At 69.9% G+C, this 18,696-nt stretch carries 16 protein-coding genes, 1 tRNA gene and 1 pseudogene; 6 read left to right on the top strand and 12 right to left on the bottom strand.

What is annotated here, in order from left to right:
* Window positions 1-37: 37 nt before the first annotated feature.
* Window positions 38-211, top strand: a complete 174-nt coding sequence (locus ACIQWG_RS37425; protein WP_404104480.1) for a CsbD family protein — start codon at window positions 38-40, stop codon at window positions 209-211.
* Window positions 212-268: 57 nt separating this feature from the next.
* Here the strand turns inward: ACIQWG_RS37425 and ACIQWG_RS37420 are convergent, their stop codons facing one another.
* Window positions 269-946, bottom strand: coding sequence for a TetR/AcrR family transcriptional regulator (locus ACIQWG_RS37420; protein ID WP_404104477.1), 678 nt, complete (start codon window positions 944-946; stop codon window positions 269-271).
* A complete protein-coding gene (locus tag ACIQWG_RS37415; protein WP_404104475.1) occupies window positions 943-1,953 on the bottom strand; it encodes an acyl-CoA desaturase in 1,011 nt (336 codons plus the stop codon). The genes ACIQWG_RS37420 and ACIQWG_RS37415 overlap by 4 nt, the downstream gene beginning before the upstream one ends.
* 307 nt (window positions 1,954-2,260) lie before the next feature.
* On the opposite strand from ACIQWG_RS37415, the gene ppc reads away from it, so the two are divergent.
* On the top strand, window positions 2,261-4,993 hold the full coding sequence (ppc, locus tag ACIQWG_RS37410; RefSeq protein WP_404104472.1) for a phosphoenolpyruvate carboxylase: 2,733 nt from the start codon (window positions 2,261-2,263) through the stop codon (window positions 4,991-4,993).
* A 70-nt stretch (window positions 4,994-5,063) separates the two neighbouring features.
* Here ppc and ACIQWG_RS37405 read toward each other — a convergent pair.
* The 8 genes and pseudogenes from ACIQWG_RS37405 to ACIQWG_RS37370 form a co-directional block, all read right to left on the bottom strand.
* A pseudogene (locus ACIQWG_RS37405) lies at window positions 5,064-5,207 on the bottom strand (LPXTG cell wall anchor domain-containing protein); the annotation flags it as partial.
* Window positions 5,208-5,235: 28 nt separating this feature from the next.
* Complete coding sequence (locus ACIQWG_RS37400; protein ID WP_404104470.1) at window positions 5,236-5,724, bottom strand: hypothetical protein; 489 nt, start codon at window positions 5,722-5,724, stop codon at window positions 5,236-5,238.
* 65 nt (window positions 5,725-5,789) lie between these two features.
* Window positions 5,790-6,392, bottom strand: coding sequence for an aminoacyl-tRNA hydrolase (pth, locus tag ACIQWG_RS37395; protein ID WP_404104467.1), 603 nt, complete (start codon window positions 6,390-6,392; stop codon window positions 5,790-5,792).
* A 76-nt stretch (window positions 6,393-6,468) separates the two neighbouring features.
* Complete coding sequence (locus ACIQWG_RS37390; protein ID WP_404104465.1) at window positions 6,469-7,065, bottom strand: 50S ribosomal protein L25/general stress protein Ctc; 597 nt, start codon at window positions 7,063-7,065, stop codon at window positions 6,469-6,471.
* Between the two features lie 200 nt (window positions 7,066-7,265).
* Window positions 7,266-8,246 (bottom strand): ribose-phosphate diphosphokinase, encoded by a 981-nt coding sequence (locus ACIQWG_RS37385; RefSeq protein WP_404104462.1) that lies wholly within the window; start codon window positions 8,244-8,246, stop codon window positions 7,266-7,268.
* A 77-nt stretch (window positions 8,247-8,323) separates the two neighbouring features.
* The gene (glmU, locus tag ACIQWG_RS37380) at window positions 8,324-9,775 is read right to left on the bottom strand and encodes a bifunctional UDP-N-acetylglucosamine diphosphorylase/glucosamine-1-phosphate N-acetyltransferase GlmU (protein WP_404104460.1); all 1,452 of its coding nucleotides are present in this window, start codon (window positions 9,773-9,775) and stop codon (window positions 8,324-8,326) included.
* Window positions 9,776-9,899: 124 nt separating this feature from the next.
* Window positions 9,900-9,971 (bottom strand) — tRNA-Gln (locus ACIQWG_RS37375).
* Window positions 9,972-9,998: 27 nt separating this feature from the next.
* Window positions 9,999-10,862, bottom strand: coding sequence for a hypothetical protein (locus tag ACIQWG_RS37370; RefSeq protein WP_404104458.1), 864 nt, complete (start codon window positions 10,860-10,862; stop codon window positions 9,999-10,001).
* Between the two features lie 167 nt (window positions 10,863-11,029).
* Here ACIQWG_RS37370 and ACIQWG_RS37365 point away from each other — a divergent pair, with 167 nt between their 5' ends.
* On the top strand, window positions 11,030-12,358 hold the full coding sequence (locus tag ACIQWG_RS37365; protein WP_404104455.1) for a sensor histidine kinase: 1,329 nt from the start codon (window positions 11,030-11,032) through the stop codon (window positions 12,356-12,358).
* An 18-nt stretch (window positions 12,359-12,376) separates the two neighbouring features.
* Here ACIQWG_RS37365 and ACIQWG_RS37360 read toward each other — a convergent pair whose 3' ends face one another.
* Window positions 12,377-12,871, bottom strand: coding sequence for an SUKH-3 domain-containing protein (locus tag ACIQWG_RS37360; RefSeq protein WP_404104452.1), 495 nt, complete (start codon window positions 12,869-12,871; stop codon window positions 12,377-12,379).
* 57 nt (window positions 12,872-12,928) lie between these two features.
* Entirely contained in the window at window positions 12,929-13,447 is a 519-nt protein-coding gene (locus ACIQWG_RS37355; RefSeq protein ID WP_404104450.1) for a YwqJ-related putative deaminase, read from the bottom strand.
* A gap of 318 nt (window positions 13,448-13,765) precedes the next feature.
* On the opposite strand from ACIQWG_RS37355, the gene ACIQWG_RS37350 reads away from it, so the two are divergent.
* From ACIQWG_RS37350 to ACIQWG_RS37340, 3 genes are all read left to right on the top strand, one after another.
* A complete protein-coding gene (locus tag ACIQWG_RS37350) occupies window positions 13,766-14,791 on the top strand; it encodes an SMI1/KNR4 family protein (protein ID WP_404104448.1) in 1,026 nt (341 codons plus the stop codon).
* Window positions 14,792-14,799: 8 nt separating this feature from the next.
* Entirely contained in the window at window positions 14,800-17,577 is a 2,778-nt protein-coding gene (locus ACIQWG_RS37345; protein ID WP_404104445.1) for an SUKH-4 family immunity protein, read from the top strand.
* Window positions 17,578-17,804: 227 nt separating this feature from the next.
* On the top strand, window positions 17,805-18,692 hold the full coding sequence (locus ACIQWG_RS37340; protein ID WP_404104443.1) for a cellulose-binding protein: 888 nt from the start codon (window positions 17,805-17,807) through the stop codon (window positions 18,690-18,692).
* Window positions 18,693-18,696: the final 4 nt, after the last annotated feature.

Below are 18,696 nucleotides of genomic sequence, written 5' to 3'. Positions count from 1 at the left end.
TGGACACCGACGTCGATCCTTGCGAGGAGTGAGGGAAGTGGCGCAGGAAGAGAAGGCCAGGGCCAAGAAGGAACAGCTCAGGGGCAAGGCCAAGGAAGCGATCGGCCGCATGGCCGGCAACGAGCGGATGACCGCCGAGGGCAAGGCCGACCAGGCGAAGGGCGACGCCCGCCAGGCCAAGGAGAAGGGCAAGGACACCTTCCGGCACTGATTCGCCGACTGAGGCTCTGGGGGCGCCGGCTCAGGCGCCCCCACTTCAGTTCCCGCCTCAGCTCTTGCGGTGCCCTATCAGCCGCGGCTTCGGCTCCAGGCCGTCCAGCCCGTGCCAGGCAAGGTTCACCAGATGGGCCGCCACCTCCGCCTTCTTCGGGCGGCGGACGTCCAGCCACCACTGGCCGGTCAGCGCGACCATCCCGACCAGCGCCTGGGCGTAGAGCGGGGCGAGCTTGGGGTCGAAGCCGCGGCTCTTGAACTCACGGCCCAGGATGTCCTCCACCTGGGTGGCGATGTCCGAGATCAGCGAGGCGAAGGACCCCGTCGACTGCGGGATGGGCGAGTCACGGACCAGGATGCGGAAACCGTCCGTGTACTCCTCGATGTAGTCCAGCAGGGCGAAAGCCGCCTGCTCGCACAGCTCACGCGGATGGCCGGCCGTCAGCGAACTGGTCACCATGTCCAGCAGCCGCCGCATCTCACGGTCCACCACCACCGCGTACAGCCCCTCCTTGCCGCCGAAGTGCTCGTACACCACCGGCTTGGACACCCCGGCCTTCGCCGCGATCTCCTCCACCGACGTGCCCTCGAAGCCCTTCGCGGCGAAGAGGGTGCGACCGATCTCCAGCAGCTGCTGGCGGCGCTCCGCACCGGTCATCCGGGTGCGGCGCGTTCGCCGCTGCTTGTCGTTGCCGGTGTTGCTGCTGGAGTCGGTCGCCACGGCGTCAATCATGCCGCCTTCGCGGACTCCTTCCGGCGCCGAGAGCCGCCTTCCTCGTCGTTGCGGCGCGAATCGATACGCGAGCGTGACGGCCAGCGCACGTCGTACGCCCAGCCGAACTGCTCGCACCAGCGGATGATCCGAGCCGAGGAGTCGATCTGCCCGCGCTCCACACCGTGCCGCGCGGACGTCGGGTCGGCGTGGTGCAGGTTGTGCCAGGACTCACCGCACGAGAGCACCGCCAGCCACCACACGTTGCCCGAACGGTCACGCGACTTGAACGGGCGCTTGCCCACCGCGTGGCAGATCGAGTTGATCGACCACGTCACATGGTGCAGCAGCGCGACCCGGACGAGCGAGCCCCAGAAGAAGCCCGTGAAGGCGCCCCACCAGGACATCGTCACCAGACCGCCGATCAGCGCGGGCAGCGCCAGCGACAGCACCGTCCAGTAGATGAACTGACGCGAGATCGTGCGGATCGCGTTGTCCTTGATCAGATCCGGCGCGTACTTGTCCTGCGGAGTCCGCTCCTCGTCGAACATCCAGGCGATGTGGGCCCACCACAGGCCCTTCATCAGCGCCGGGACGGTCTCCCCGTAACGCCACGGGGAGTGCGGGTCACCCTCCGCGTCGGAGAACTTGTGGTGCTTGCGGTGGTCGGCCACCCAGCGGACCAGCGGGCCCTCCACCGCCATCGAGCCCGCGATCGCGAGCGCGATGCGCAGCGGACGCTTCGCCTTGAAGGAACCGTGGGTGAAGTAGCGGTGGTAGCCGATCGTGACGCCGTGGCAGGCGAAGAAGTAGAAGAAGACCAGCAGGCCGAGGTCCAGCCAGCTCACGCCCCAGCCCCAGGCCAGCGGCACCGCCGCGGCGAGCGCCAGGAACGGGACGACGATGAAGAGAAGGAGCGCGAACTGCTCGAGCGACCCCTTCTTCTCGCCGCCGAGCGTGGCCGGGGGAAGGTGGGAGTCGTCGTTGGCCTTCGGGGCGTCATCGATCACATCGGAGCTCGTGGTCATAGGGGCGTCCCCTGTGGGGTCGAGGGTTTTGGCAGGTGCCGGGGTTGCCGGAACCATTCCCGGGTTTCGTTACGAGGGTGCCTACGGTTCCGTAACCTACGGCGACGTAAGTATGGCAGTGCGTTGCCCGGCGGCAAGAGCCCGAGAGACTGCGCGTCCGCGTCGACACCTATCCTGGTGTCGGTCGGACAGCGCGGTCCGCTCTGATTTCTTTCCCGGATGTCAGGAGCCGTATGCGGCGCCCGCCGCGCGGTACCTGCGCCGGGTTCCCTCCGGACGAGCTTCAACACTGCAAGGAGCCGCACCTGTGAGCAGTGCCGACGACCAGACCACGACGACCAGCAGCGAGCTGCGTGCCGACATCCGCCGGCTGGGTGACCTCCTCGGGGAGACCCTGGTCCGCCAGGAAGGCCCGGAGCTGCTGGAACTCGTCGAGAAGGTCCGCCGACTCACCCGCGAGGACGGCGAAGCCGCCGCCGAGCTGCTACGAGGAACGGAGCTGGACACCGCGGCCAAGCTGGTCCGCGCCTTCTCCACCTACTTCCACCTGGCCAACGTCACCGAGCAGGTCCACCGCGGCCGCGAGCTGCGCGCCCGACGCGCCGCCGAGGGCGGACTTCTCGCCCGGACGGCCGACCGGCTGAAGGACGCCGACCCCGAGCACCTGCGCCAGACGGTCCAGCACCTCAACGTGCGCCCCGTCTTCACCGCGCACCCCACCGAGGCCGCCCGCCGCTCGGTCCTCAACAAGCTCAGGCGCATCGCCGCCCTCCTGGAAGTCCCCGTCCTCGAAGGCGACCGGCGCCGGCACGACACCCGACTGGCCGAGAACATCGACCTCGTATGGCAGACCGACGAACTGCGCGTCGTACGCCCCGAGCCCGCCGACGAGGCCCGCAACGCCATCTACTACCTCGACGAACTCCACGCCGGCGCCGTCGGCGACGTCCTGGAGGACCTCACCGCGGAACTGGAACGCGTCGGCCACAAGCTGCCCGACGCCACCCGCCCGCTCACCTTCGGCACCTGGATCGGCGGCGACCGCGACGGCAACCCCAACGTCACCCCCCAGGTGACCTGGGACGTCCTCATCCTCCAGCACGAGCACGGCATCAACGACGCCCTGGAGATGATCGACGAGCTGCGCGGCTTCCTGTCGAACTCCATCCGCTACTCCGGCGCCACCGAGGAACTCCTGGAGTCCCTCAAGGCCGACCTCGACGCCCTGCCCGAGATCAGCCCCCGCTACAAGCGCCTCAACGCCGAGGAGCCCTACCGGCTCAAGGCCACCTGCATCCGGCAGAAGCTGGAGAACACCAAGACCCGCCTCGCCAGGAACATCCCGCACGAGCCCGGCCGCGACTACCTCGGCACCGGCGAACTGCTGCACGACCTCACCCTCATCCAGACCTCGCTGCGCGAGCACCGCGGCGGCCTCTTCGCCGACGGCCGCATGAACCGCACCATCCGCACGCTGTCCGCGTTCGGCCTCCAGCTCGCCACCATGGACGTCCGCGAACACGCCGACGCCCACCACCACGCCCTCGGCCAGCTCTTCGACCGCCTCGGCGAGGAGTCCTGGCGCTACGCCGACATGCCCCGCGAGTACCGCGCCAAGCTGCTCGCCAAGGAACTGCGCTCCCGCCGGCCCCTCGCGCCCACCCCGGCGCCGGTCGACGCGGCCGGCGAGAAGACCCTCGGCGTGTTCGAGACGATCAAGCGGGCCCTGAAGGTCTTCGGACCCGAGGTCATCGAGTCGTACATCATCTCCATGTGCCAGGGCGCCGACGACGTCTTCGCCGCGACCGTCCTCGCCCGCGAGGCCGGCCTGATCGACCTGCACGCCGGCTGGGCCAAGATCGGCATCGTGCCGCTGCTGGAGACCACCGACGAGCTCAAGGCCGCCGACACCATCCTGGAGGACATGCTCTCCGACCCGTCCTACCGGCGCCTCGTCGCGCTGCGGGGCGACGTCCAGGAGGTCATGCTCGGCTACTCCGACTCCTCCAAGTTCGGCGGCATCACCACCTCGCAGTGGGAGATCCACCGCGCCCAGCGCCGCCTGCGCGACGTCGCCCACCGCTACGGCGTCCGGCTGCGCCTCTTCCACGGCCGCGGCGGCACCGTCGGCCGCGGCGGCGGCCCCTCGCACGACGCGATCCTCGCCCAGCCCTGGGGCACCCTCGAAGGCGAGATCAAGGTCACCGAGCAGGGCGAGGTCATCTCCGACAAGTACCTCGTGCCGTCGCTGGCCAGGGAGAACCTGGAGCTGACCGTCGCGGCCACCCTCCAGGCGTCCGCCCTGCACACCGCGCCCCGCCAGTCCGGCGAGGCACTCGCCCGCTGGGACGCCGCCATGGACGTCGTCAGCGACGCCGCCCACGCCGCGTACCGCAAGCTCGTCGAGGACCCCGACCTGCCGACGTACTTCCTCGCGTCGACGCCGGTGGACCAGCTCGCCGACCTGCACCTGGGCTCGCGGCCCTCCCGCCGCCCCGGCTCGGGTGTCTCGCTCGACGGGCTGCGCGCCATCCCGTGGGTGTTCGGCTGGACCCAGTCGCGGCAGATCGTGCCCGGCTGGTTCGGCGTGGGCTCCGGCCTCAAGGCGCTGCGCGAGGCGGGCCTGGACACCGTGCTCGACGAGATGCACGAGCAGTGGCACTTCTTCCGCAACTTCATCTCCAACGTCGAGATGACCCTCGCGAAGACCGACCTGCGCATCGCCCGCCACTACGTCGACACCCTCGTCCCGGACAACCTCAAGCACGTCTTCGACGACATCGTCACCGAGCACGAGCTCACCGTCGCCGAGGTCCTGCGCGTCACCGGGGAGAGCGAACTCCTCGCTGCGCAGCCCGTGTTGAAGCAGACGTTCGCCATCCGCGACGCCTACCTCGACCCGATCTCCTACCTCCAGGTCGCCCTGCTCAAGCGCCAGCGCGAGGCGGCGGCGAGCGACACCGAACCCGACCCGCTGCTCTCCCGCGCCCTGCTCCTGACCGTCAACGGCGTGGCGGCCGGCCTGCGCAACACCGGCTGACCGCACACACGACAGTGCCCCCGCGCTCGGTACGAGCACGGGGGCACCGTTCGTTCACCGGCTCCGCGCGTCAGGCCCTACGACGCCGGAACACCAGGTAGCCGCCCGCGCCCAGCAGCGCGGCCGCCGACAGCAGGCCCACCGGGGCACCGTTGCCGGTCTCGGCGAGGTCGCCCTCGGCGCCGTCCCGCGCCGACGGGGACGAACGCACAGATCCTCACGGGCCAGAAAGCCCCCACACCTCAAACCGCCAGAAAAGCCGCCGTCAGCAAGGCTGTTCCCAACCCCGCCAGCACCCACGCCGACCGCGTCCGCCGCAACCCGCCCGCGACCACCACCGACGCCAGCAACAACGCCCCACCCAACGGCACCCACGCATACAGCACACCCGCCGGACCCGAGCGCACCACAGCATCACTGCCCGGCTTCACGACAACCGTGTACGTCCGCCCCTTGCGCACCGCCACGTTCTTCTCGATCACCACCGACGCACGCGGCTGCGAACCCTCGGAAACCGGCCGGTACGGCCCACTGCACGCATCCTCACCGCACCGCGTCACCTCGATAGTGCCGCGCTCCCGCCCCTTGGTGAGCATCACATGATGAGCGGTGCCCCACGACGCCCAGACCCCCGCGATCAGGATCAACGCCGCGACCGTACCCATCGCCGCGAACCGCCCGAACCGCAGCGCGACGAAAGCACCCCGACTGGAAACAACGGCAGAAGGCATGGCCGCGATCCTTGGCCATGCCCATGCACTCGGTCAACTTCGGCCCGGACGGGCCGACGGACAAGTCACGAGTTGTACGTGCTTTGCGCCCGCTCCAACCCCTCGATCACCAGACACTCCGCCGCGTCCGCCGCCCGGTCCACGAAGTAGTCCAACTCCTTGCGCTCCGCCGACGAGAAATCCTTCAACACGAAATCCGCCACCTGCATACGACCCGGCGGACGCCCGATCCCGAACCGCACCCGGTGATAGTCCGCACCCATCACCTTCGTCATCGACTTCAGCCCGTTGTGCCCGTTGTCCCCACCGCCCGACTTCAACCGCAGCGTGCCGTAATCGATGTCCAACTCGTCATGCACCGCCACGATGTTCCCGACCGGCACCTTGTAAAAGTCACGCAGAGCGTTCACCGGACCGCCCGACAGATTCATGTACGACATCGGCTTCGCCAGGATCACCCGCCGGTTCGCCGGCCCCGGCGGACCGATCCGACCCTCCACCACCTGCGCCTGAGCCTTCCCCGCCCGCTTGAACCGGCCCCCCATCCGCTCCGCCAGCAGATCAGCCACCATGAACCCGACGTTGTGCCGGTTCATGGCGTACTCCGGCCCGGGATTGCCGAGGCCCACGATCAGCCACGGGGCATTGGCGTCGGTCGTCACGTCCATGTCTCCTTGATACGCGTCGGCCGCTGTCCCGCGCGGGAACAGCGGCCGACGAACCGTCGAAAACGATCGGCGAGGATCAGGCCTCGGCGACCTCTTCCTCCTCGGTCTCCTCGCCCTCCGGAGCCTCCTCGGCCTGCGCGGCCAGGACCTGGAGAACCACCGCGTCCTCCTCGACGGCCAGCGTCGTGCCCTTCGGCAGCGTGATGTCCTTCGCCAGGATGGACGCACCCGCCTCCAGACCCTCGACGGAAACCGTCACCGCCTCCGGGATGTGCGTGGCCTCGGCCTCGACCGGCAGCGCGTTCAGCACGTGCTCCAGCAGGTTGCCACCCGCGGCCAGCTCACCCTCGGCGTGCACCGGGATCTCGACCGTGACCTTCTCGCCACGCTTGACCAGCAGCAGGTCCACGTGCTCCAGGAAACCCTTCAGCGGGTCACGCTGCACGGACTTCGGGATCGCCAGCTCGTTGGTCTTGCCGTCGATGTCCAGGGCGATCAGGACGTTCGGCGTACGCAGCGCCAGCAGCAGGTCGTGACCGGGAAGCGTCAGGTGCAGCGGGTCCGAGCCGTGGCCGTACAGCACACCGGGAACCTTGCTGTCACGACGGATACGACGGGCGGCACCCTTGCCGAACTCCGTACGGGTCTCGGCGGAGATCTTTACCTCGGACATGATCACTCCTCGTAGAAATAGGAACGGACGTGGTCACCCGGCCACGAACGGCCTGCTACGAAGAGCGCGTCGATAACGGACCACCGAACCCACAACGGGAACGGCCTCCCTCGCCGAGCAACTGAAGCAGTCTACTCGGACCAGGAGGCCGCACCCAAAAGGATCTCCGCAGGGTCTCCGACAAGACCCCTACGACAAGATCACTGCTCGTCGAACAGGCTCGTCACCGAACCGTCCTCGAACACCTCACGCACCGCGCTCGCAATCGTCGGCGCGATCGACAACACCGTCAGCTTGTCCAGATCACGGGCCAACTCACCCGGCGTCGGCAGCGTGTTCGTGAACACGAACTCACCCACCCGCGAGTTCTTCAACCGGTCCGCCGCCGGACCCGACAGCACACCGTGCGTCGCCGTCACGATGACATCCTCCGCACCGTGCGCGAACAACGCGTCCGCCGCCGCACAGATCGTGCCACCCGTGTCGATCATGTCGTCGACCAGCACACACACCCGGCCCTTGACCTCACCCACGACCTCGTGGACGGTCACCTGGTTCGCCACGTCCTTGTCACGCCGCTTGTGCACGATCGCCAGCGGCGCACCCAACCGGTCACACCAGCGATCCGCCACCCGCACCCGGCCGGCATCCGGAGACACCACCGTCAGCTTCTCCCGGTCCACCTTGGCGCCCACATAGTCCGCCAGCAGCGGAAGAGCGAACAGGTGATCCACCGGACCGTCGAAGAAGCCCTGGATCTGATCCGTGTGCAGATCCATCGTCAGAATGCGATCCGCACCCGCCGTCTTCATCAGATCCGCGATCAGACGCGCCGAAATCGGTTCACGCCCACGGTGCTTCTTGTCCTGACGGGCGTAACCGTAGAACGGCACAATCACCGTGATGGACCGCGCCGACGCCCGCTTCAGAGCGTCGATCATGATCAACTGCTCCATGATCCACTGATTGATCGGAGCCGTATGGCTCTGGATCACAAAACAGTCCGCACCACGGGCCGACTCCTGGTAACGGACGTAGATCTCACCGTTCGCGAAGTCGAAGGCCTTCGTAGGAACGACCCCGACCCCCAACTGCTGGGCGACCTCCTCGGCAAGCTCGGGGTGGGCGCGGCCGGAGAAGAACATCAACTTCTTCTCGCCGGTCGTCTTGATCCCGGTCACAGCACTATCTCCTCAGAGGTATCTCAGCTGGGTGTGCACTTATCACGGTACGCCGTGTTTGACGCGTCCGTTTCCGGTCAGTCCTCGCTCTCGACCTGCCGCGACGCCGCCTCCGCCGCCTTCGCGGCAGCACTGCCCGGACGCTTACGGGCCACCCAACCCTCGATATTCCGCTGCTGACCACGGGCCACAGCCAACGAACCGGGCGGCACATCCTTCGTGATCACGGACCCCGCGGCGGTGTACGCACCATCCCCGACCGTGACAGGCGCCACAAACATGTTGTCCGAACCCGTACGACAGTGAGAGCCCACCGTGGTGTGGTGTTTGTCCTGTCCGTCATAGTTCACGAACACACTCGCGGCACCGATGTTCGTGTACTCACCGATCGTCGCGTCACCCACATACGACAGATGCGGGATCTTCGTCCCCTCACCGATCGAAGCGTTCTTCGTCTCCACGTAGGTGCCGATCTTGCCCTTCGCACCAAGCCGCGTACCAGGACGCAGATAGGCGTACGGCCCCACACTCGCCTGCGCCCCCACCACGGCACCGTCGGACACCGTGTTGTCCACCCGCGCCCCCGCACCCACCCGGGTGTCCTTCAGCCGGCTGTTCGGACCCACGTCCGAGCCCTCACCGAGATGCGTCGCGCCCTGGAGCTGCGTACCCGGCTGGACCACCACGTCCTGCTCGAACGTGACCGTCACATCCACCCACGTCGTCGCCGGGTCGATGACCGTGACCCCGGCGAGCATGGCACGGTGCAGCAACCGGTCGTTCAGGATCCGACGGGCCTCCGCGAGCTGCACACGATTGTTGATCCCGGCGATCTCACGGTGATCGGCAGCCACCGAAGCACCCACCCGATGACCGGCCTCACGCAGAATGCCCAGGACATCCGTCAGGTACTCCTCGCCCTGACTGTTGTCCGTACGCACCTTCCCCAGCGCGTCCGCGAGCAACTGCCCGTCGAAGGCGAACACCCCCGAATTGATCTCCCGGATCGCCCGCTGCGACTCCGTGGCGTCCTTGTGCTCGACGATCGCCGTCACAGCACCCGAAGCACCGTCCCGCACGATCCGCCCGTACCCGGTCGCGTCCGGCACCTCCGCCGTCAGCACCGTCACCGCATTGCCGTCCGCGGAATGCGTGGCGGCCAGGCTCGTCAGCGTCTCGCCGGTGAGGAGCGGAGTGTCGCCGCACACGACGACCACCGTCCCGTCGATCGCACCGCCGCCGAGCTCCTCCAGAGCCATCCGCACAGCGTGCCCGGTGCCGTTCTGCTCCGCCTGCACGGCGGTGCGCACGCCGGGGTCGATCTCGGTGAGATGCGCGGTGACCTGCTCACGGGCGTGCCCGACGACCACGACGAGACTCTCGGGCTGCAACTCGCGTGCGGCGGCGAGCACATGACCGACGAGACTGCGTCCGCAGAGCTCGTGCAGGACCTTGGGTGTGGCCGACTTCATACGGGTGCCCTCACCCGCTGCGAGAACGACGACGGCTGCCGGGCGAATGGCGCTCACGGTTTGCCCTTCGGATGTGGCGGGGGTGGGGTGACATCCGCAGGATACCGGGGTGTTTTGCGGGGGACATGAGAGCGGGCCCTGACTGAGCTGTCAGCAGTCAGGGCCCGAACTTGAGCATGTGCTCCCCCGCCAGGACTCGAACCCGGACAGATGGCACCAAAAGCCACAGTGCTGCCAATTACACCACGGGGGAATTAATTCGGCTAAACCGGACATTTGGTCAGGTCGCCGAATCGGCACTCAACACTATGCCGTACCAAGCACCCTCCATGCGACGGTACAAGTCGGCGCTCCTGGTGACATAGATGACCAAGCAGCCTTGGTAGGAGCCGCTGATGTTCTTGCGAACCGTCTTCGGGTTGTGCTGTTTGAGCGTGGCTGGTTGAAAGGTCGAAGGGTCCACGCCGACCAGGTCGGCCCAGAAAGCTTCGGCCGCGTTCACGTCGGCCGTTTCGTGGATGCTGACGCGGAATCGCATGCGCTCGCGCTCGACGTTCAGCGAGTCCAGCCACCGCAGGTAGAACCGGATGGCGTTCGGGTCGCTGTTGATGAACTGGAGCCTCTCGCGTCGCTCGCGGCTGTACGGCTTGTCCTTGGCTCCTTCTGCCCAGTACAGAACCACTCCCGCCAGGAAGAGCTCCCGTTCTGTCATGGCGCCCACGTCTTGCTTGGCGGTTTCCTTCGTCCGCTGTCGCTCCTCGTCACGGATGCGCGCCTTCGCTTCCCAGCCCCGCCGGGCGATCGCCGCCGCCTCCTCGGAGCTGCGCCTGCGCTCCGGCTTGGGCAGGTCCCGGACCCACAGCGAGATCGAACTCTTCGAGCAGCCCAGCTCGACCTGGATCTGGTCGTACGTCCAGCCCTGTCGCCGTAGCTCGCGTGCCCGGTCCCTCAGGTCGTCCTTCGCGTTCGGTCGCCTCGTCCATTCCGGGGGCGGTTCTCCCTCCAGCAGTCGGTTGAGGATGTCGTTGTTGTCGACGTGCAGTCGGTCGCGGATCTGTCGTCGGCTGAGTCCCGCGCGCCGCAGCGCCACCGCCCGCTCCCGTAGTCCCTCGAAGTCGGTGTATTTGCCTTGTGGATGTGCCATAGGCATACCGTCCGGCCGGAATGATCGCTTCCGGGGTCGAACGGTGTGCGATTCAGCAGTTCGAGGGATATCGGGCGCTTTCGCTTACGTTCGGTCACACAGTGTGGTGTAGGCCAGTCCGAAAAACCCGCCGGAAATGCGGGGCATGCCGCCCGTAGGCTGGAGGCATGACCACGACGGGGGAAGAGCGCGCCGAGGTCCCGCCGCCGGGGGTGGGGCCGTGGTGGTGGGGCAGGACGCGCAGCGCGGTGCTGGACTTGAGTCTGGGTGTCGTGTCGGCGCTGGAGTGCGGGGTCGAGGGGGTTCGGTTCGCGGGGGATGCCGGGATTCCGGTGGCCGCGGGGGTGGTGTTCGGGTTGTTGGCCGGCGCGGTGCTGGTGTTGCGGCGGCGCTGGCCGATCACGGTTGTTCTCGTTTCCATCGCGGTGCTGCCGGCTCAGATGGGATTTCTGTTGGGAATAGTCGGGCTGTACACACTCGCCGCTTCCGAGTTGCCGAGGCGGATCATCGCGTCGCTGGCGGGGATGTCGTTCGTCGGGACGCTGATCGTGACGTTCGTGTGGATGCGGCAGGGGGTGGACCGGGGGGATCTGAGTCTCGGTGACTGGGTGGTTCCGTTCGCGTCGGTGACCACGGCGCTCGGGGTGACCGCGCCTCCGTTGCTGCTGGGCCTGTATGTGGGGGCCCGACGGCGGTTGATGGAGAGCTTGCGGGAGCGTGCGGACAGTCTTGAGCGGGAGCTTCAGTTGCTCGCGGAGCGCGCTGAGGAGCGGGCGGAGTGGGCGCGGGGCGAGGAGCGGACCCGGATCGCGCGGGAGATGCACGATGTGGTGGCGCACCGGGTGAGTCTGATGGTGGTGCATGCGGCGGCGCTTCAGGCGGTGGCCCGTAAGGATCCCGAGAAGGCGGTGAAGAACGCCGCGCTGGTGGGGGACATGGGGCGGCAGGCGTTGACCGAGCTGCGGGAGATGCTCGGGGTGTTGCGCAGTGGGGGTGTGGAGCGGGTTCAGCGGGCGGTTGTGCCGCTGGCGGCGGTGGGGGCGGCGGCTGCGGCTGCGGCTGATCGGGAGCGGGTCGGTGGGGAGGAGCCGGCTGCCGAGGGGCCGTGTCTGTCGGAGTTGGAGGAGTTGATCGGGCAGTCGGCCGCGGCGGGCATGGTGGTGGATCTGTCCGTGGAGGGTGAGTCGCGCTCGTATGCGCCTCAGGTGGAGCAGACGGCGTTCCGGGTGGTGCAGGAGGCGTTGACTAACGTCCACAAGCATGCGGCGGGGGCGAAGACGCATGTGCGGCTCGCGCATCGAGTGTCGGAGATCGCGATGCAGGTGGAGAACGAGCCGCCGCCGGAGTTGTCGTCGGCGTCGGCGGCGCGGTTGCCGTCGGGCGGCAATGGTCTGGTGGGGATGAAGGAGCGGGTCTCGGCGCTCGGTGGGGTGTTTGTGTCGGGGCCGACGGATGCGGGGGGTTTTCGGGTGTCGGCGGTGATTCCGGCGGTGTAGGGGTTGCCGTGCGGGGGGTCAGCCGGCGGTGAGCCGGGCTGGTTCGGTGCCGGTGACGAGGCCGGCGAGGGCGTGGTCGATGTGGGGGCCGAGGTACCAGTCGCCGGTGTGGTCGAGGGCGTAGACGCGGCCTTCGGTGTCGATGGCGAGGAGGGCCTGGGTGTCGGTTTCGGTGCCGAGGGGGCAGACCTCGGTGTCGAGGGCGCGGCCGAGGTCGCCGAGGGTGCGGGCCATGTGCAGGCCGTGCAGGGGGTCGAGGTGGAGGTTGGCGGGGGCGACTTGGCGGCCGGGGCCGGTGGGTGTGATGTGGAGGCCGCCGAATTCGGCCCAGGCTTCGACGGCGGCGGGGAAGACGGCGTGGCGGTGACCGGCGGGTGATGTGTGGTCGCGCAGGGTGTCGGCCCAGACCTCTGCTTGTTTGATGTCCCAGCGTCCGGGTTGCCATCCGGCGGCGCGCAGGGCGGCGTCGACGGGGACGGGGAAGCGGGTGGTGGAGGTGCGGTCGGTGTGCATCTGCCCTTTGTTCGTCGGTGCCGGTGGGACGTGCGGGGGGGTGGGGGTGGGTGCCGGTCAGCTGTCTGCCGTGGTGGCGGGGTCGACGATGCGGACGCCGAAGTGGGCGCTGAGGGCGGTGCAGGCGCGGCAGGGGGTGGCGAAGCTGCCGTGCAGGGGGTCGCCGTCCTCGCGGATGCGGCGGGCGGTGAGTTTGGCCTGCTTGAGGGCTTTGCGGGCTTCGCCGTTGGTCATGGGTTTGCGGGCGGCGCGTTTGCTGCGGGTCGCGTCGCTGCCGGCGATGTGGCGTGAGATGAGGATGGTTTCGGCGCAGCGGCCGGTGAAGCGGTCGCGTTCGCCGCTGGTGAGGGTGTCGAGGAAGTCCTGGACGAGGTGGTGGAGTTCGGGGCGTTGGTCGCCGCGGGCGGCGGTGCCGGTGAGGGTGGTGCCGCGGACGGAGAGGGCGGCGGCGACGGTGGGGAGTATGCCGTCGCGGCGGTGGCGGAGGGCGGGGGCGTGGGGCGTCTCGGTGGCGCTCCAGCCGATGCGGGGGTCGCCGGACCTCGCCGCGTGCGGCCCTGTTTGCGTGGCGTTCATGTGCATCATCCCCTCCTGAGCATCCCCCGGGCATGCTCTCGGACGTCACAGAGTGCCAAATGGCGTGGCGAGTGCGGAAGCTGGGGCGACGCGACACGCCCGGGTTTGGGCGGGCTGTCACGGCGGGGTGACGGCTGGTCACGGAAGCGGAGGGGGGTGTGACCGGCGCCGGTGACCGGTGTCGTCGTACCGCATAGGCTGTCGGCACCGCTTTCCATGCGGTGACGCGTGGACGTGGACGAGACAGTTGATACGTGGCGTTGTGACCGAGAGTGGTCATGGTGGTGCGTATTCAGAACGCCGCAGGGGGCAACCGCCATGACGACAGGTCGGCTCGGGCTGGGGGCACCTCCCGGCCGCCAGGCCGGGGGACAAGCCGTGCCGCCGAACGCGGCCTATGCCGGGCAGGTCGTGCATTTCCCGGATCCGGTACGGGCCTCGCGTCACCCGAGAGGGGTACGGGTCGACGAGCGTGGTTACCCCGATTTCTCGCCGTACGCGCGCGCGGCGGTGGAGATCGCGGAGCCGCCGGAGGGTTTCGGGGTCGACGAGTTGCGGCTGACGGACTATGTGTCGGCGAACGCGGCGTTGTCGGCTTCGGGGCATGACTTGTGGGACACGGTGCCGGCGGTGGCGACGCCGCATGGCTGGACGTGGCATCACGTGGTGGGTTCGCGGCGGCTGGAGTTGGTTCCGGTCGAGGTGAAGGCGTTGTTGCGGCATCACGGTGGGATCGCGACGTCGGTGGTGGATCAGTACAAGCGGGGGACGCGGCCGTTGCAGGAGACGCGGCCGGCGCATTTCCGGCTGCCGAAGTCGGGTGTGGCGGTGACGGAGGCGCAGGCGCTGGGGGTCGAGGAGGATCTCGGGTATCGGCTTCCGGGTGCGTATCGGTCGTTTCTGAAGGCGGCGGGCGGGTGTGCGCCGGTGGGGACGGCGTTGGACGCGGAGTTGGGGTTGCTGATCGACCAGCCGTTGTTCACGGTGCGGGACGAGGCGGCGGTCAATGACCTGGTCTATGTCAACAAGTGTCTGCGTGACCATTTGACCAAGGACTTCCTGGGTGTCGGTTTTGTCCAGGGCGGGTTGCTGGCCGTGAAGGTGAAGGGCGAGCGGATCGGTTCGGTGTGGTTCTGCGCGTACGACGACGCGCGGGATGTGGATCCGTCGTGGCCGCCGGCGGAGCGGGTGGAGCGGTTGCTGGTGCCGTGCGGTGAGGACTTCGACGCGTTCTTGTCCCGGTTGGCGGGTTCTCCGCCGGAGTTGGAGACGGTGGCGAATCTGATGGTGGACGGTGGGTTCGCGCGTGTCGTGCCGGTCGCGCCGGCGGCTGCGGGGGAGTGAGCTTCGCGATGGTGACGTTTGCACAGGCGCAGGAGCGCGCCGAGGAGTGGATCAACGGGGATGTTCCGTCGTACCAGCATCGTGAGGTGCGGGTGCGGGAGTTCGAGCGCGGGTTCGTGGTGTGGGCCGAGGACCGCGCGGACGGGCCGCGTTCGGACGGTGGCGCGCAGCGGCTGGTGATCGCCCGGGACAGCGGTGAGGCCACGTTGTGGCCGGCGTTGCCGGTGGGTGAGGTGATTCGCCGGTACGAGGAGGAGTACGGCCGTCTCGACGCGCCTGTGGCGCCGGTGCCGGCCGCGCCGGCTCGGGTGGACCTGAACCAGACGTCGTTCCTGCTGACTCCGCCGGAGTGGTTGCAGGAGGCGGCGGACCGGTTGGGCGGGTCCGACGGGCGGGACGGCGACGGTCGCACGGGTGCGGGGCAGGGCGCCGGCGCGTCCGGTGCGTCCGGTGCCGGGGCGCTCGCCGAGACGTTGGGCGGGCCCGCGGCGGAGTCGGGTGCGGGCAGCGGCGCGGGTGTGCCTTCGGACGCGCCCGGGGTGCCGGACGGGGCCACTCCGTGGGCGGGGACGGACACCAACGCCGATGCCGGTGAGGACCGTTCGGTGCCGTTGCCGGAGACGGTGTTCGCGCCGCCGTTGAGCGGGGACGACACTGTGCCGCCGGATGCCGCGACGGCGCTGATGTCGGGCGGCAGCCGGCTTCCACCGACGGCTCAGTCGCCGGCGGTGGACGATGGGGACGCGGCGGGTGGTGCGCCGGCGCCGCGTGCTCCGTCATACGGGTATCCGCAGGCTGCGGGTGGGCCGGGTGGCCCGGGTACGCCGCCTCCGCCGCCCGGTGCCGTGCCGCCGCCCGCGCCTTCCTATGGCTACCCGCAGGCCGCGGATGGTCCGGGCCGGCCGCCCGCGCAGCAGGCCGACGACATCGCCGACGCCGCGACGAGCAAGGCGGCGCCTCCTCGGCCTCGGGGTGGGGCGACGCCGCCTCCGCCTCCGCCGCCGGGTGTGCCGGGCGTGCCGGGTGGCAGCACGCCGCCCGTGCCGCCGTCGGCTCCGGGGGCGCCGGATGCCTCGGCCGGCGGGTATGTGCCTACGCAGCTCGTGTCGTCGCTGGGTCCCGAGGGGCCCGGGGCTCCGCAGGGTCCCGGTGCCTCGCACGCGCCAGGCCTTCCGCAGCCGCCCGGGACCCCGGGCGCGCCCGGTATGCCGGGTGCGCCGCAGCCTCCGGGTACGCCCGGCGGTACGCCCTCGGGTGAGGTGCATCATGCGGCGACCGTGCTGGCGGACCCGGGCCGGACGGGGGGTGCGCCGCAGCCTCCGGGTGCGCCGGGGACGCCTGGTGCGCCGGGGACGGCTGGTGCTCCCAACCCGCCCGGCATCCCCAACCCGCCCGGCATCCCCAGCGCGCCGGGCACCCCGGGAGCTCCGGGCATGCCGGGCGCACCGCAGCCTCCGAACCCGCCCGGTGCCCCCGGCGGTCCCGGTGGCGCCGTGCATCACGCCGAGACCGTGCTGTCCGCACCCCCGGTCGGCGGCCCCGGCGTGCCCGCGCCGCCGCCGGCCCCCGGTGCGCCGCAGCCTCCGGGCGCTCCCGGTGTGCCGCCGGCGGGTCCGGGCATGCCACCGGTGGGGCCTCCTGGACCGGCGGGTCCGGGCATGCCGCCTCCCGGTGCCCCGGGTGCCCTCGGTATGCCCGGCGCGCCCCAGCCCCCCATGCCTCCGGGCGCCGTTGCGCCGCCGCACCCCGGGCCCGCCGGACCGGGCCACCCCGGCGCGCCGTCGTACGGATATCCGCCGCAGCCCACCGGTCAGCCGACCGTCGGTCCCGGCTACCAGGCCGTCCTCCGCTACCGGGCGCAGGACGGGTCGGAGCAGCAGCTGATCCGGCGTTCGGCGCCGGGTACGCCGCACCCGGAGTGGCAGATCTTCCATGAGCTGCGCGGTATGAACGTGCCGCCGGACCAGGTCCTGGAGCTGCACACCGAGTTGGAGTCGTGCGAGCTGCCGGGCGCGTACTGCGCGCGGATGATCCGGGAGCAGTGGCCGCAGGCGCGCATCACCTCGATCGCGCCGTACGGCACGGATCACGCGAGCCGGCAGCAGGGCATGCAGCAACTGCTCGCCCACCAGGGTGAGTTGCACGAGGTCGCCGACGGGCCGGCCCGGCCGGCGCCGGTGCGGGCCCCGTTGCCGCAGGTGCACCCGGCGCCGCCGATTCCGCCGGAGGGTGTGGCGCAGGAGCTGGCGGGGGCGTTCGGGCCGGGGCTGTTCCGGTTCGAGCAGGCCGCCGTGTCCCGGCAGGGTGTGCCGCCGGTCGTGGCGCACAGCCTGGTCGTCGGCGGTCTGCCGATGGACATGGGCCCGTTCTTCTGGGCGCAGGCCCAGCCGGGGCGGCCCGTTCCGACGCTGGCGGAGCTGGCGCAGGAGCGCGGGGTGCAGCCGGCGTCGGACGCGGGGTCGTACCTCGTCATGGGCAGCGACTTCGGCAAGGCGATCTGTGTGCAGTACGGGACGGCGAACATCGTGGCCGTTCCGGTGGAGGCGGGGCCGGGCGGTGCGCCCGTTCCGCCGCAGTTCGTGAACACGGGTCTGCCGGAGTTCCAGCGCTGTCTGGCGCTGCTCGGCGGGATGTGGCGGCTTCGCTTCGGTCTCAACCAGGAGCAGGCGGGCCGCTGGACGGTCGACTTCCAGGCGCAGCTCGCGGCCTTCGACCCGGCGGCGCTCGGCTCGCCGGAGAGCTGGTGGTCGGTGCTGCTGGAGGAGATGTGGGACGGATTGTTGTGACGCCGCTCGTCCGCCGCTGACCGCGGCGGGCGGGGTGTGAAGGGGCCGGCTCCTGGTTGTACGACCGGGAGCCGGCCCCTTTGTGTGCCCCCTGTCGTGCCCCTCTGCCCCCTCTTCGGGCTCCCCCGTGCCCGGAGTGTCGCGTTATGAAGCCCTCCACCCGATACATCAAGATGTGCGCTAAATCATCATTTTCGCATTCGTTTCGGCCGAGAGGGGTTCTCAGGATGAGCAGCGCACCGGTCTCGCTCCACGACTTCGTGGTCGTACGAGGGCGTGGCTACCGTCCCGACCAGGTCGACGCCCATGTCGACGCGCTCTTCCGGGACCGGGACGCCGCCTGGGAACGGGCCGCGCGGCTGACCGTGCTCGCGAGGGAGATGGAGACCGAGGCGGAGCGGTTGCGGGAGGCGGTGGCGCAGCTCGGTCCGCAGACGTACGAGTCGTTGGGGGAGGGCGCGCGTCGGCTGTTCGAGTTGGTGCTGGAGGAGGCCGAGGCGGTGCAGGAGGGGGCGCGGGCCGAGGCGCGGCGGCTGATGGACGAGGTGCAGACGTGGGTGAACGGCCTGCGGGACGCGGCGCGGGCGCGTGCCGACGCCCTGGGCGCGGAGGCCGACGAGTACGCCGGTCAGCGGCTGGACGCGGCCCGCGCGGAGGCCGACGAGATCCGGGTCGCCGCACGGCGCGAGGTGCGTGAGGAGCGAGGGCTGGAACTCCTCGCGCTGCGGGAGCTGCGGGCGCGGACCACCCGGATGCTCACCGAGCAGGCCCGGGACCACGGCGAGCGGTGGGCCCGGTTCCAGCGGGAGGCCGAGGAGCGGCTGGCCGCGCAGGAGGCGGCGGAGGAGGAGCGTCAGGCCCGGGCGGAGGCCTCGTTGTCCGAGGCGAAGCAGATCTTCGCGGACGCGGAGGTCTCGGCCCGGCGGGCGCAGGAGGAGGCGGAGGACCGCGCGACCGAACTGGTCGCGCAGGCCCGGGAACGAGCGGAGGAGATCGCCCGGGAGACGGAGCAGGTGCTGCGCGAGCACGGGGAGATGTGGGACGACGTACGGACCCACATCGGCCAGATGCGCAACAGCCTCACCGCTCTCACGGGCCAGGCCGCGCTGGAGTAGCCGG

It is taken from the genome of Streptomyces sp. NPDC098781 (genome assembly GCF_044759995.1).
In the GTDB taxonomy this organism is placed as follows: domain Bacteria; phylum Actinomycetota; class Actinomycetes; order Streptomycetales; family Streptomycetaceae; genus Streptomyces.
The sequence above is the reverse complement of the archived record's forward strand: the minus strand, read 5'-3'. Positions and strand labels throughout refer to the sequence as shown.